Raw genomic sequence first — 14,263 nt, 5'->3', positions numbered from 1 at the left:
AACAGCGACGCGACGATTGGCTACGCCACCGGGTCCGTCGGCCCGCGATCCATGCCCGCTGCTCACGACGCGCCATAGGGCATGTCGGCTCGCGTCACTAGACTGGCCGCGTGCTCATCGGTTCGCACGTCAATCAAGACGACCCCCTGGCCGCTGCCGAGGCCGACGGTGCCGACGTGGTGCAGTTCTTCCTCGGCAACCCGCAGAGTTGGAAGAAGCCCAAACCCCGCGAGGACGCGGAGGTGCTGAAGGCATCGAGCACGCCTCTGTACGTGCACGCGCCGTATCTGATCAACGTCGCCTCGGCGAACAACCGGGTGCGCATCCCGTCGCGCAAGATCCTGCAGGACACCTGCGACGCGGCATCGGAGATCAACGCCACCGCCGTCATCGTGCACGGCGGCCACGCCGACGACAACGACATGGAGGCCGGCTACGAGCGCTGGGTGAAGGCGCTCGACTACCTGAAGACCGACGTGCCGGTCTATCTGGAGAACACCGCAGGCGGTGACCACGCGATGGCCCGCCACTTCGACGTCATCGCGCGCCTGTGGGACTACATCGGCGACAAGGGCATCGGCTTCTGCCTGGACACCTGCCACGCCTGGGCCGCCGGTGAAGCACTGATCGACGCCGTCGACCGCATCAAATCCATCACCGGCCGCATCGACCTGGTGCACTGCAACGACTCGCGCGACGCCGCCGGTTCGGGTGCCGACCGCCACGCCAACTTCGGCACGGGGCAGATCGACCCTCAGCTCCTCGCGGCCGTGGTGAAGGCCGCCGATGCGCCGGTGATCTGCGAGACCGCCGACGAAGGGCGCAAGGACGACATCGCCTTCCTGCGCGAGCACGTCGGATGACGGTCGCGAGATCGCCGGGGCTCCGCGCGGCCTGATATAGTACGCATAGCGTACTAATATCGACGGGGGTGAAGCCGCGATGAACCACGCATCCTCTCGGGTGGAGGAGTCCGCCGCCGTCGCACTCACGCAGTCCGTCCATCGGCTGTCGCGCCGACTCCGAAAGCGTTCGCAGCTCGAGCTGACTCCGTCGCAGATGTCGGCGCTGAAGACGTTGGAGAGGCACGGCCCACTCCGGGTGGGGGAGCTCGCTCGCCTGGAGCAGGTCGGTAAATCGACGATGACACGCGTGGTGTCGAAGCTCGAGGCGGCCGGCTACCTCACACGCTGGGCTGACCCGGAGGACGGTCGTAGTTTCCTCGTCGCACTCACCGACCACGCGACCGGCGCATTGCAGGCCGCAGCGGCGCGTCAACATACATATCTCATGCGTCAGCTCGAGGCGCTCGACGCCGCCGACCGCGATGCGCTGTTCGCCGCCCTGCCTGCGATCGAGAAACTGCTGGAAGTCAAAGCGTGAAGCGGTATTTCGCGGCGACGTTCGCATCGCTTCGGATCCGGAATTATCGGCTGTACTTCATCGGCCAGTCGATCTCGTGGTCCGGCACGTGGATGCAAAAGCTCGCGCAGGCCTGGTTGGTCCTTGAGCTGACGAATTCCGGAGCCTGGCTGGGCACAACTTTGGCGCTGCAACAACTACCGACGCTTCTGCTCGCGCCATGGGGAGGAGTGCTGGCCGACCGATTCAACAAGCGAACGATCATGACCTGGACGGCCGCTGCCGCAATGGTGCCGGCGGCGCTGCTCGGTGTCCTGACCCTGGCCGGTAACACCAATATCTATGTGGTGATGTGTTTGGCGCTGGTCGGCGGGTTCGTCGACGCGTTCGACAAACCCGCGCGCCAGTCGTTCCCGAGCGACATGGTCGACTCCACGCACCTGACGAACGCGGTCATGCTCAACAGCGTCGTCCAGAATTCCGGCCGAGTCATCGGGCCCGCGATCGGTGGTTTTCTCATCGACGCCGTCGGCCTTGCGCCCACGTTCTTCATCAACGCCGCGTCGTTCGTGACGGTGATCGTCGGACTTCTCATGATGCGGACCGGCGAGCTGGCCGCGCCGACACCGCTGGTTCGCAGCCCGGGTCAGCTGCGGGCAGGCCTGGCGTATGTCCGGGCGAATCCTGCGCTTCTCGGTCCACTCGTCCTGCTGGGGTGTGCCGGCATGGTGGCACTCAACTTCCAGGTGCTGCTGGCGCTGCTGGGACGCGAGACGTTCAACGGGGATGCGCGGACGGTCGGCATGCTGCTCGGCGCGTTGGGGGCGGGTTCGGTCATCGGTGGGCTCGCACTTGCCGGCGTGCTCAAAGCGTCGGTCGGGCGGATCATCGGATCCGCGGTCGTGCTGGGTGCGCTGTTCATCGTCACAGGTCTTTCGCCGAACGTGACGTTGGCGGTCGGTGCCGTCTTCGTCCTCGGTGCGTGCAGCGTCGTATACAAGTCGCTCACGAGCACGTGGCTGCAGTTGACGGCGGCCCCTGAGATGCGCGGTCGTGTCCTTGCCCTGCTTGTGGTCGCCATGGGAGGAACCACCCCCATCGGTGCACCGATCATCGGATGGCTGGCCGAACACGTCGGCGCGCGGTTGACGTTTGTGATCGCCGGTGCCTCCACGGCCCTCGCCGCACTGGTTACCTACGGCTATGCCCGGCGCCACACCGGCATCACGCAGGCTCTCCGCACCGACGTTGTGGCACCAGGCGAGGCATCGATTGATCCCGCGGATTTTCCGGAAACCTCCGGGTCGGCACACCGCGGGTGACCCGGCTGAGTGACGGTTGTATAACCGAACGGTTGCCCAACTCGCCGTTATGCTGCGGTGAACTACGCTCGTTCGAGTGACCGCAGTTGACGATTCGTCAATTGCGGTAGCGCATGCCGAAGGCACGAAGCCCACCCGTCTTCGCACGCTGACCATCATGCGGCGAGTCGCGATCGCGATCTGGGCGTGCGTCGTGGTGTACCGCACCATCACCACGGGCTTCGCATTCAACCGCGAACTCCTTCTGCTGTACATCTGCAGCGGCCTGATCGCCGCGAGCATCGGGCAGGGCCGCCGCGTGCTCTACGTGGTCCGAGACTGGCTCCCGTTCGCCGTTGTTCTCGTCGGCTACGACCTGAGCAGGGGAGCGGCCACACTGCTCGGACGTCCGACATTGTGGCAATGGCAGGTCGACGCCGATCGATGGCTGTTCTTCGGAACGGTGCCCACGGTGTGGCTGCAGGAGCGCCTCAAACAGCCGATGCCGCCGTGGTGGGAGATCGTCATCAGCTCGGTCTACATGTCGTTTTTCATCCTGCCCTACGTGGTGGCGGCCGTGCTGTGGCTGCGCGACCGCGACGAATGGAAGGCCTTCGTCAGGCTGTTCGTCGTGCTGTCTTTCGCGGCCCTGGCCATCTATGCGGTGCTACCTGCGGCACCGCCCTGGGCCGCCGCGCGGTGCACCGCGGCCAAGGTCGCCGGGGGACCGGACGGGCCTGCTTGCATGTTCGGTTCCGCCCGCGGTGTGCCGGGCGGAGGGCTTCTCGGCGCGATGAGCAACTGGCAGCACGGCGCCCACCCGTGGATCGAGCGGATCGTCGGGCGCGGATGGGGCAAGCTGAACCTTCACTCCGCCAGTGCGCTGATCGATCAGGGCCAGGCCAGCGTGAATCTGGTCGCCGCGATCCCGTCGCTGCACGCCGGACTGACCGCGGCGATCGCCGCGTTTCTGTGGTGCCGGGTCAAGCGCAGGTGGCGGCCCCTGCTGGTGGCGTACGTCCTCGTGATGGCGTTCACGCTGGTCTATACGGCCGAGCACTACGTCGTCGACATCCTGCTCGGGTGGGCCCTGGCCGGTGTCGTCGTCATCGCGATGAGCAGATTCGGGTCGCTGCGGCCGCGCGCGAAGGCCGACGAACCCGTCCCCGCCGACTCGATTCCCTGACGCGGTGTCCTTCGATCACAAGGCTGTTACATCAGTTGTGCGACTGTCGGACAACTGTAATATGGCGATATGCCAGACACTCACACCGTCACCAATCAGGTCCCGCCGCTGGAGGGCTACAACCCGGCCTCGTCGCCGGTATTGACCGAGGCGCTGATCCGCGAAGGCGGTGAATGGGGGCTCGACGAGGTCACCGAGCTCGGCGCGCTTTCCGCTGGCGCACAGGCTCAGCGCTGGGGTGAGCTGGCTGACCGCAACCGCCCCGTCCTGCACACCCACGACCGCCTCGGAAACCGCATCGACGTGGTCGAGTACGACCCCGCCTATCACGAGCTGATGACGGTCGCCGTCGGTCACGGGCTGCATGGCGCACCGTGGGCCGATGACAGGCGCGGCGCACATGTCGTGCGAGCCGCGAAAACCTCGGTGTGGACGCCCGAGCCCGGACACATCTGTCCGATCTCGATGACGTACGCCGTCGTCCCGGCCCTGCGCAACAACCCGGAGCTCGCCAAGATGTACGAGCCGCTGCTCGCCAGCCGCGAATACGATCCCGAGCTCAAGATCCCAGCCACCAAGGCCGGCATCACCGCGGGCATGTCGATGACCGAGAAGCAGGGCGGCTCCGACGTCCGGGTGGGCACTACCCAGGCCACCCCCAACGGGTTCGGCAGCTACAGCATCACCGGTCACAAGTGGTTCACGTCGGCACCGATGTGCGACATCTTCCTGGTGCTGGCCCAGGCGCCCGGCGGGCTGAGTTGCTTCATGTTGCCCCGCGTCCTGCCCGACGGCAGCCGGAACCGGATGTTCCTGCAGCGGCTCAAGGACAAGCTCGGCAACCACGCCAACGCTTCCAGCGAGGTCGAGTACGACGGCGCGATCGCCTGGCTCGTCGGTGAGGAGGGCCGCGGTGTGCCGACCATCATCGAGATGGTCAACCTCACCCGCCTCGACTGCACGCTGGGCAGCGCGACGAGCATGCGCAGCGGCCTGACGCGCGCGATTCACCACGCGCAGCACCGAAAGGCGTTCGGCGCTTATCTGATCGACCAGCCGTTGATGCGCAACGTGCTCGCCGACCTCGCCGTCGAGGCCGAGGCCGCCACGATGGTCGCGATGCGCATGGCAGGCGCCACCGACAGTGCCGTCCGCGGCGACGAACGCGAGACGCTACTACGCCGGGTCGGACTGGCCGCCAGCAAGTACTGGGTATGCAAGCGCGCCACCCCACATGCTGCCGAAGCGATGGAATGCCTGGGCGGCAACGGCTACGTCGAGGAATCCGGCATGCCACGGCTGTACCGTGAGGCGCCGCTGATGGGCATCTGGGAAGGCTCGGGCAATGTCAGCGCGCTGGATACGTTGCGCGCCATCGCAACTCGGCCCGAATGCGTCGACGTGCTGTTCGACGAGTTGAGCAAGTCCACGGGCCAGGACCCGCGTCTCGACGCCCATGTCGACGCCCTCAAGCCGGTTCTCGGTCCCGAAGCCGACCTGGCGACCATTCAATACCGGGCGCGCAAGGTCGCCGAGGACATCAGCCTTGCGCTGCAGGGATCGCTGATGGTTCGCCACGGCCATCCTGCCGTCGCGGAGGCGTTCCTGGCCAGCCGGATGGGGGGTCAGTGGGGCGGTGCTTTCGGGACTCTGCCCACCGGATTGGATCTCGCGCCGATCCTCGAACGGGCGATGGTCAAGGGATGACTTGCGAGCGAGAAGCGAAGCGGGATCGCGCATGACCCACGCGATCAGACCGGTCGATTTCGACAACCTCAAAACGATGACCTACGAGGTCACCGGCCGCGTTGCCCGAATCACGTTCAACCGCCCCGAAAAGGGCAACGCGATCCTGGCGGACACACCGCTGGAACTGTCGGCACTCGTCGAAATTGCGGATCTAAACCCCGACGTGCACGTCATCCTGGTCTCGGGTCGCGGTGCAGGTTTCTGCGCCGGCTTCGATCTCAGCGCGTACGCGGAGGGAGCGTCGTCCGCGGGCGGTGGCAGCCCTTATCAGGACACCGTGCTGTCGGGAAAGACCCAGGCGATCAACCACTTGCCGGATCGGCCGTGGGACCCGATGATCGACTACCAGATGATGAGCCGGTTCGTCCGCGGCTTCTCCAGCCTGCTTCACGCCGACAAGCCCACAGTGGTCAAGATCCACGGCTACTGCGTGGCGGGTGGCACCGACATCGCGCTGCACGCCGATCAGGTGATCGCCGCGGCCGACGCCAAGATCGGCTATCCGCCGACCCGGGTGTGGGGGGTGCCTGCCGCGGGCATGTGGGCACACCGACTCGGTGACCAGCGCGCGAAACGTCTTCTGCTGACCGGGGATTGCATCACGGGTGCGCAGGCGGCGGAATGGGGGCTTGCGGTCGAGGCGCCGGATCCGGACGACCTCGACGACCGAACGGAGCGCTTGGTGGAACGCATCGCCGCCGTTCCGGTCAACCAGCTGATCATGGTCAAGCTCGCGATGAACGGCCCGCTGCTGCAACAGGGTGTCGCGACCAGCAGAATGGTCAGCACCGTGTTCGACGGTATCGCCCGCCACACCCCGGAAGGCCACGCGTTCGTCGCGGACGCCCGCGAGAACGGCTTCCGGGAAGCCGTCCGCCACCGTGACGAGCCGTTCGGCGATCATGGCCGGAAGGCGTCCGGGGTCTAGGCATGCCGTCGTACCCGAGGATGACGGCCAGGTCGGTCGTGCTGAGTGTACTTCTCGGCACCCATCCGGCCTGGGCTTCTGCGGGTGAACTGGTCCGACTGACAAGTGATTTCGGTATCCGCGAGTCCACCATGCGGGTCGCCCTGACCCGCATGGTGGGCGCGGGGGATCTGGTACGGTCGGCGGACGGATATCGACTCTCGGATCGCCTGCTGGTCAGGCAGCGCCGCCAGGACGACGCGATCGATCCTCGGTTGCATCCGTGGCATGGCGCGTGGGTCACCGTGGTGATCACCAGCGTGGGAGTCGACCCCCGCACCCGTGCCGACCTTCGCGCCACGCTGCAGCGCGCGCGTTTCGGCGAACTGCGCGAGGGGGTTTGGCTGCGGCCGGACAACATCGACGCCGGACTCAGCGCCGACGTGCTGAACCGGACCCGCGTGCTGTACGCCCGCGACGATGATCCCGCCGGCCTCGCGCACCTGCTGTGGGATCTCGAGCACTGGGCTCGGGTCGGCCGCGAACTTCACGAGGACCTCTCCGCCGCCGCCGACATGCCAGGTCGATTCGTCATCGCGGCGGCGGTGATCCGCCATCTGCTCACCGATCCGGTGCTACCCGACGAACTTCTGCCCGACGATTGGCCCGGCGATACGCTGCGCGAGGCCTACCAGAACTTCGCCGCCGAACTTCTCGCGCGGCGCGACGGAGTGAAAATGATGGAGGCGACATGAGCGGTGGAGTACGCGTCGAGCGCGCGGGGTCCGTGACGACGGTGATCATGAACCGGCCCGGTGCGCGCAACGCGGTCAACGGTCCGGCCGCCGCCGAACTCTATGCCGCGTTCGACGAGTTCGACAAGGACGACTCAGCGGCAGTCGCGGTCCTTTGGGGCGACAACGGGACCTTCTGCGCCGGAGCCGATCTCAAGGCATTCGGTACTGCCGACGCCAATGCTGTGCACCGCACCGGGCCCGGCCCGATGGGTCCGAGCCGGATGGTGTTGTCCAAGCCGGTGATCGCCGCGGTCGCCGGTTATGCCGTGGCGGGTGGTCTGGAACTGGCACTGTGGTGCGACCTGCGGGTGGTGGAGAAGGACGCGATCATGGGTGTCTTCTGTCGCCGCTGGGGCGTGCCCCTGATCGACGGCGGCACGGTGCGGCTGCCGCGGTTGATCGGGCACAGCCGGGCGATGGACCTCATTCTCACCGGTCGCGGCGTCGACGCCGACGAGGCCTTCGCAATGGGGCTGGCCAATCGCATCGTCCCCAAAGGTGAAGCGCGCCAACGGGCCGAGGAGCTGGCGGCGGAACTCGCCGAACTGCCGCAGCAGTGCATGCGCGCCGACCGGCTGTCGATGTTCAACCAATGGGGCAAATCCGAGGCCGAGGCCATGGACTTCGAATTCGGGAGCATGTCTCGCGTCGCGGCCGAATCACTGGCCGGCGCAGAGCGTTTCGCCGCCGGAGCGGGCCGCCACGGCGCCCACGCCTAGCCTGCGAACATGTCAGCCCTTCGAACAGCTCAGCCCTTCGAGACCTTGTTACCCGACCCGAGGTCGTTCAGCTCCGGGTCACCGTCCTTGTAGGTCACGGTGTTGTTCAGCCCGACCACCGATAATCCCTTGTCGATCTTGTCGAAGGTGATCTTGTTGTCTGCACCGCCGATGTTCACGTTGGCGCAGGTGCCCTTGACGGTCAAGGTGTTGTTGGAGCCGCCCACGTTGAGCGACTTCCCGTCGGCACAATCGATCTCGGCCGTGGTTCCGAACGACCCGTAGTTGATCGTGTTCGAGATCTCGACCTGCGCACCCGAGCTGCCTGCCGTCGCGGTCGGGGTTTTGGTGTCACTGCTCTCCGAGCCGCAGCCCGCCAGCCCGAAGACCGCCAGAGCACACATTCCACCAACCAGCCGAAGGCGGTAGACGCCCATGATTCCTCGCTTCCTCGACAAGAACTGTCAGGCGGGTACGCGATCGATGCGGTTGGTCATGCCCAACTCGCGGCCGCGGTCCCACACCGACGGTTCGCCGGTCTTGTAGAACACCGTCTGGTCGTTTCCGTACACGATGATGTTGTCCACCACGTTGTCGGCGACGATGATGTTCGACGACCCCTGCACCGTCACCGCCCAGCACGAACCCAGCGCGTAGATCTGGTTACCGGTCCCCATCACCAACAGCGTCGACTCGTTGCAATCGATCGTCTGGTTGATGCCCTGCCCGGTGATGTGGGTGTCACCGTTCTTCGCCTGGCCCGCGGGGCACCCCGACACCGACAGCGACGGCAAAGGTGATCGCACATGCGGCCAGTGACCGGCCCACTGCTGTCGAAATCACCATTGCTGCCCTTCGCCGCCGCACCGGCCCCGATGAACGTAGAGGGTACGTGGCGAAGCGTCCCGCGTGGCAGTGGTTTCGCACGAGTCGCCTTCGGTGACGTCGCTGGGTAGCGTGTTGGCACGATGCGATGGCCGGTCAAACCGGTTGCTGTCCTGGCGGTCACAGCGGCAGTGACCGTTGCAGGGTGCTCTCATTCCGTCAGCGGGACCGCGCGACGGGCCGAGCTTGTCGTGCCCGACCCCACCCGCAGCTACGGATATGCCGAGGATCGCTGTGGACTGCTGGTCGACAGTTCCGTACAGGAAGAGATCGGCGCGGACCACATCGTGCGCCCCTACAGCGGTGCGGTCTGTCAGTACGTGCTCTCGCGCGGTTCGGCGACCAACGGAACCGCCCCGGCGATGCTGATCGATGTCACGTTCTCCTGGTTCGAGACCGGCGACCTCGACCGCGAACGCGTACTTGCGATAGAGCGCGGTGCCACGATCACCGAGAAGATCGTCGAACGTCACCAGGCATTTCTGGCTCGCCGGGACACCACGGGAGTCTCGTGCTCGGCGACAGCCGCCGCGGGCACCGGTGTGCTGAGTTGGTGGGTGCAGTTCCGGAATCGGCACGACGGCGATCCCTGCACTGACGCCGAGAAGCTGCTTTCCGCCACGCTGCAGTCGGATATGTGACGTGGCCGCCCGAATGACTCGACTGTTGTTTTCGCGGTGCTGCGCCGCCCTGGCCGTGGGCGCCGTCCTGCTGGCCGGCTGCGGACCGTCGGACACATCGACCACCTCGACTGGACCGAACGCACCCACAGCACCGGGATCACCGGCGGCGTCGACGGGCGCCGGCTTCCGCAGCGCCGACTGCAACGGGGTCAGCGACGCCGATATCAACCGGGCGACCGCATCGTCGATGTTCAGCCAGGTGGTGGTCAGCGATGCGGGATGCTTCTGGCAGGAGAACACCGTGCTCGGCAACTTCGGTCAGGGCATGGGCATCTCGACGTGGTGGTACCGCGGCAGCGACATGGACACCGAACGCTCGCTGGAGCAACACGCCGGACGCACCCTCACGGAGCTCGCAATCGACGGCAACAAGGGTTTCAAGGCCTTTGACGCCAACGCGTGCAGCATCTACGTGGCCAAGGGCAGTGACGTCATCACCTGGTCGATCCAGACCATGAACCCCGGCAGGCTGCCCGATCTGTGCACGATCACCGAACAGCTCGCCGAGATCAGTCAGGAACGGGTGAACTGACTATCGCCCTAGAACGGGTTACAGTTTTTGGTTGAGCCGACCGCAGGGTCGAAACGATGATCCGAAGGACACGACGGAAAATGGCAGCTCGACCGCATGCGCAGTCGGCAGGCAGCCGTCCGCGCAGTCCGGCGCGCCCGGCCCGGCTGAGCCGGGAGTCGATAGTCAACGCCGCCCTGACGTTCCTGGACCGCGAGGGCTGGGATGCGCTGACCATCAATGCGCTGGCGATCCAACTCGGTACCAAAGGGCCGTCGCTGTACAACCACGTCAACAGCCTGGAAGACCTGCGCCGCACCGTCCGGATGCGCGTCGTGGGCGACATCATCGGGATGCTCAGCACGGTCGGGGAGGGGCGCACCCGCGACGACGCGGTCACGGCGATGGCCGGCGCCTACCGCAGCTACGCCCACCACCATCCCGGCCGGTATTCGGCGTTCACCCGGATGCCGCTGGGCGGTGACGATCCCGAGTTCACCGAAGCCACCCGCGCCGCGGCGGCGCCCGTGATCTCCGTCCTGGCCTCCTATGGGCTGGACGGCAACGACGCCTTTTACGCCGCGCTGGAGTTCTGGTCGGCGATGCACGGCTTCGTGTTGCTGGAGATGACCGGGGCGATGAACGGCATCGATACCGATACGGTGTTCACCGATATGGTGATGCGGTTGGCCTCCGGCATGGAGAGACGATAGTGCTGACCTGCAGAGAGACGTAAAAGTACGAGTTTGGATCGGCGCGGCCCGCCCTGGTATCGTGGACGATCGTGCCTGGCAGATTAAGGCGCATTGCGGACTTGAACCACGAAAAATCCGTAAGCATGCCTGCACGCCGGGCCAATTCGCGTGTCCACGAAGCCTAGAGAAAATCTACGCGGCGGGCGCATGCGACACACCCGGTCGCGGGGTAAGTGATCGGTAGATAACCGCAGTACAGAAGAACTTCGAACCACCTAGAGACGTACAAGCAACACAGGAAGCCGGTAGATGCCAACCATCCAGCAGCTGGTCCGCAAGGGTCGCCGCGACAAGATCGCCAAGGTGAAGACCGCGGCCCTCAAGGGCAGCCCGCAGCGCCGTGGAGTGTGCACCCGCGTGTACACGACCACCCCGAAGAAGCCGAACTCGGCGCTTCGCAAGGTCGCGCGCGTCAAGCTGACGAGCCAGGTTGAGGTCACCGCTTACATCCCCGGTGAAGGCCACAACCTTCAGGAGCACTCGATGGTGCTGGTGCGCGGCGGGCGTGTGAAGGACCTGCCGGGTGTGCGCTACAAGATCATCCGCGGCTCGCTGGACACGCAGGGCGTGAAGAACCGCAAGCAGGCCAGGAGCCGATACGGCGCCAAGAAGGAGAAGAGCTGATGCCGCGCAAGGGGCCCGCACCCAAGCGTCCGTTGGTCAACGATCCGGTGTACGGATCGCAGTTGGTCACTCAGCTGGTCAACAAAGTGTTGCTGGACGGGAAGAAATCGCTGGCCGAACGCATTGTTTATGGTGCGCTCGAACAGGCTCGTGACAAGACCGGCACGGATCCGGTGGTCACCCTGAAGCGTGCTCTCGACAACGTCAAGCCGGCCCTCGAGGTCCGCAGCCGCCGCGTCGGTGGCGCGACCTACCAGGTGCCTGTCGAGGTGCGTCCGGAGCGCTCCACCACGCTGGCTCTGCGCTGGCTGGTCAGCTTTTCCAAGGCCCGTCGCGAGAAGACCATGATCGAGCGTCTGGCCAATGAGATCCTGGACGCCAGCAACGGCCTGGGTGCCGCCGTCAAGCGGCGTGAGGACACCCACAAGATGGCCGAGGCAAACCGCGCGTTCGCGCACTACCGCTGGTGACACTCGCCTGCGTTGGGGCCGCGAAGGCGGCGCTCATCGGCAGAGTGGCCGATTCGGCGAAATAGAACTACCAAGCGAGAGAGAAGACTTCCGTGGCACAGAAGGACGTGCTGACCGACCTGAGCAAGGTCCGCAACATCGGCATCATGGCGCACATCGACGCCGGCAAGACGACGACGACCGAGCGCATCCTCTACTACACCGGTATCAGCTACAAGATCGGTGAGGTGCACGACGGCGCCGCCACGATGGACTGGATGGAGCAGGAGCAGGAGCGGGGGATCACGATCACCTCGGCTGCCACCACCACCTTCTGGGACGGTAACCAGATCAACATCATCGACACCCCGGGCCACGTCGATTTCACCGTCGAGGTGGAGCGCAGCCTGCGCGTGCTCGATGGCGCTGTCGCCGTGTTCGACGGCAAGGAGGGCGTCGAGCCGCAGTCCGAACAGGTCTGGCGGCAGGCCGACAAGTACAACGTGCCCCGCATCTGCTTCGTCAACAAGATGGACAAGATCGGCGCCGACTTCTACTTCTCGGTGCGCACCATGGAGGAGCGCCTCGGGGCCAACGTCATCCCGATCCAGCTGCCCATCGGTTCGGAGAACGACTTCGAAGGCGTCGTCGACCTGGTCGAGATGAAGGCGAAGGTCTGGCGCGGCGAGACCAAGCTCGGCGAGAAGTACGAAACCATCGACATCCCGGCCGAATTGGCCGACAAGGCTGCCGAATACCGCACCAAGCTGCTCGAGGCCGTCGCCGAGACCGACGAGGCCCTGCTGGAGAAGTACTTCGGGGGCGAGGAGCTCTCGGTGGCCGAAATCAAGGGTGCGCTGCGCAAGCTGACGATCACCTCGGAGGCCTACCCGGTCCTGTGTGGCAGCGCGTTCAAGAACAAGGGCGTGCAGCCCATGCTCGACGCGGTCATCGACTACCTGCCGTCGCCGCTGGACGTACCGGCGGCCGTGGGTCATGCCCCGGGCAAGGAGGACGACGAGATCGTCCGCAAGCCGTCGACCGACGAGCCGTTCTCGGCGCTGGCCTTCAAGGTCGCCACGCACCCGTTCTTCGGCAAGCTCACCTACGTCCGGGTGTACTCGGGCAAGGTCGACTCCGGCTCGCAGGTCATCAACGCCACCAAGGGTAAGAAGGAACGGCTGGGCAAGCTGTTCCAGATGCACTCCAACAAGGAGAACCCGGTCGAGACGGCGGCCGCGGGACACATCTACGCGGTCATCGGGCTGAAGGACACCACCACCGGCGACACCCTCAGCGACCCGAACGACCAGGTCGTGCTGGAGTCGATGACGTTCCCCGATCCGGTGATCGAGGTGGCCATCGAGCCCAAGACCAAGAGCGACCAGGAGAAGCTGAGCCTCTCGATTCAGAAGCTCGCCGAAGAGGATCCCACCTTCAAGGTCCATCTGGACCAGGAGACCGGCCAGACCGTGATCGGCGGCATGGGCGAGCTGCACCTCGACATCCTGGTGGACCGCATGCGTCGCGAGTTCAAGGTCGAGGCCAACGTCGGCAAGCCGCAGGTGGCCTACAAGGAGACCATCAAGCGGACGGTCGACAAGGTCGAGTTCACTCACAAGAAGCAGACGGGTGGCTCAGGTCAGTTCGCAAAGGTGATCATCAGCATCGAGCCGTTCACCGGCGAGGATGGTGCCACCTACGAGTTCGAGAACAAGGTCACCGGTGGCCGCATCCCGCGTGAATACATCCCGTCGGTGGACGCCGGCGCACAGGACGCGATGCAGTACGGCGTGTTGGCCGGCTATCCGCTGGTGAACCTGAAGCTCACGCTTCTCGATGGGGCGTTCCACGAAGTGGACTCGTCGGAAATGGCGTTCAAAGTCGCCGGTTCGCAGGCACTGAAGAAGGCAGCGCAGCAGGCGCAGCCCGTCATCCTGGAACCGATCATGGCTGTCGAAGTCACCACGCCCGAGGACTACATGGGTGAAGTGATCGGCGACCTGAACTCCCGCCGTGGTCAGATCCAGGCCATGGAGGAGCGGAGTGGTGCTCGCGTCGTCAAGGCGCACGTGCCGCTGTCGGAGATGTTCGGCTACGTCGGAGACCTTCGGTCGAAGACCCAGGGCCGGGCAAACTACTCCATGGTGTTCGACTCATACGCCGAAGTGCCGGCAAATGTGTCGAAGGAAATCATCGCGAAGGCGACGGGTCAGTGAGCAACTGTGCCTTGCGGCGTGGCCGCACGACACGGCGCGAACTGAGCCGGAGCCGAGCCCTGAATGGCGCGAAGGCGGCGGGTCGGTAATCGGACCCGTCGTTACCGCGGCGAACA

General features: G+C 65.5%; 15 protein-coding genes and 1 pseudogene. 14 read left to right on the top strand and 2 right to left on the bottom strand.

Annotated elements, in window-relative coordinates; genetic code table 11:
* The first annotated feature begins 110 nt into the window (after positions 1–110).
* From ACVWWN_RS35760 to ACVWWN_RS35725, 8 genes are all read left to right on the top strand, one after another.
* A complete protein-coding gene (locus ACVWWN_RS35760) occupies positions 111–863 on the top strand; it encodes a deoxyribonuclease IV (protein ID WP_457148073.1) in 753 nt (250 codons plus the stop codon).
* 79 nt (positions 864–942) lie between these two features.
* Positions 943–1,383: a MarR family winged helix-turn-helix transcriptional regulator gene (locus ACVWWN_RS35755; protein WP_457148072.1), complete on the top strand. Its 441-nt coding sequence runs from the start codon at positions 943–945 to the stop codon at positions 1,381–1,383.
* Positions 1,380–2,684, top strand: a complete 1,305-nt coding sequence (locus tag ACVWWN_RS35750) for an MFS transporter (protein WP_457148071.1) — start codon at positions 1,380–1,382, stop codon at positions 2,682–2,684. Before ACVWWN_RS35755 ends, ACVWWN_RS35750 begins: the two co-directional genes overlap by 4 nt.
* A gap of 76 nt (positions 2,685–2,760) precedes the next feature.
* On the top strand, positions 2,761–3,849 hold the full coding sequence (locus ACVWWN_RS35745) for a phosphatase PAP2 family protein (protein WP_457148070.1): 1,089 nt from the start codon (positions 2,761–2,763) through the stop codon (positions 3,847–3,849).
* A gap of 69 nt (positions 3,850–3,918) precedes the next feature.
* Positions 3,919–5,556, top strand: coding sequence for an acyl-CoA dehydrogenase family protein (locus ACVWWN_RS35740; protein WP_457148069.1), 1,638 nt, complete (start codon positions 3,919–3,921; stop codon positions 5,554–5,556).
* 31 nt (positions 5,557–5,587) lie between these two features.
* Positions 5,588–6,526: a crotonase/enoyl-CoA hydratase family protein gene (locus ACVWWN_RS35735; RefSeq protein ID WP_457148068.1), complete on the top strand. Its 939-nt coding sequence runs from the start codon at positions 5,588–5,590 to the stop codon at positions 6,524–6,526.
* Between the two features lie 2 nt (positions 6,527–6,528).
* Entirely contained in the window at positions 6,529–7,260 is a 732-nt protein-coding gene (locus ACVWWN_RS35730; RefSeq protein WP_457148067.1) for a PaaX family transcriptional regulator C-terminal domain-containing protein, read from the top strand.
* Complete coding sequence (locus tag ACVWWN_RS35725; RefSeq protein ID WP_457148066.1) at positions 7,257–8,021, top strand: crotonase/enoyl-CoA hydratase family protein; 765 nt, start codon at positions 7,257–7,259, stop codon at positions 8,019–8,021. The genes ACVWWN_RS35730 and ACVWWN_RS35725 overlap by 4 nt, the downstream gene beginning before the upstream one ends.
* A gap of 29 nt (positions 8,022–8,050) precedes the next feature.
* Here the strand turns inward: ACVWWN_RS35725 and ACVWWN_RS35720 are convergent, their stop codons facing one another.
* Together ACVWWN_RS35720 and ACVWWN_RS35715 are read right to left on the bottom strand one after the other, a co-directional pair.
* Complete coding sequence (locus ACVWWN_RS35720; protein WP_457148065.1) at positions 8,051–8,458, bottom strand: DUF3060 domain-containing protein; 408 nt, start codon at positions 8,456–8,458, stop codon at positions 8,051–8,053.
* 27 nt (positions 8,459–8,485) lie between these two features.
* Positions 8,486–8,867: pseudogene (locus ACVWWN_RS35715) on the bottom strand (DUF3060 domain-containing protein).
* 122 nt (positions 8,868–8,989) lie between these two features.
* On the opposite strand from ACVWWN_RS35715, the gene ACVWWN_RS35710 reads away from it, so the two are divergent.
* The 6 genes from ACVWWN_RS35710 to fusA all read left to right on the top strand — a co-directional run bounded on the left by ACVWWN_RS35710 (position 8,990) and on the right by fusA (position 14,147).
* The gene (locus ACVWWN_RS35710; RefSeq protein ID WP_457148064.1) at positions 8,990–9,547 is read left to right on the top strand and encodes a DUF3558 domain-containing protein; all 558 of its coding nucleotides are present in this window, start codon (positions 8,990–8,992) and stop codon (positions 9,545–9,547) included.
* Between the two features lie 13 nt (positions 9,548–9,560).
* Entirely contained in the window at positions 9,561–10,121 is a 561-nt protein-coding gene (locus ACVWWN_RS35705; RefSeq protein ID WP_457148063.1) for a DUF3558 domain-containing protein, read from the top strand.
* Between the two features lie 80 nt (positions 10,122–10,201).
* Entirely contained in the window at positions 10,202–10,813 is a 612-nt protein-coding gene (locus tag ACVWWN_RS35700) for a TetR/AcrR family transcriptional regulator (protein WP_457148062.1), read from the top strand.
* Positions 10,814–11,104: 291 nt separating this feature from the next.
* Positions 11,105–11,479 (top strand): 30S ribosomal protein S12, encoded by a 375-nt coding sequence (gene rpsL / locus ACVWWN_RS35695; protein WP_007167812.1) that lies wholly within the window; start codon positions 11,105–11,107, stop codon positions 11,477–11,479.
* The gene (gene rpsG, locus ACVWWN_RS35690; protein WP_313777384.1) at positions 11,479–11,949 is read left to right on the top strand and encodes a 30S ribosomal protein S7; all 471 of its coding nucleotides are present in this window, start codon (positions 11,479–11,481) and stop codon (positions 11,947–11,949) included. Before rpsL ends, rpsG begins: the two co-directional genes overlap by 1 nt.
* 92 nt (positions 11,950–12,041) lie before the next feature.
* Positions 12,042–14,147, top strand: a complete 2,106-nt coding sequence (gene fusA, locus ACVWWN_RS35685) for an elongation factor G (protein ID WP_457148061.1) — start codon at positions 12,042–12,044, stop codon at positions 14,145–14,147.
* The last annotated feature ends 116 nt before the right edge of the window (positions 14,148–14,263 follow it).

The organism is Mycobacterium sp. URHB0021 (assembly GCF_054057895.1).
This window is presented reverse-complemented; position numbering and strand designations above follow the sequence as displayed.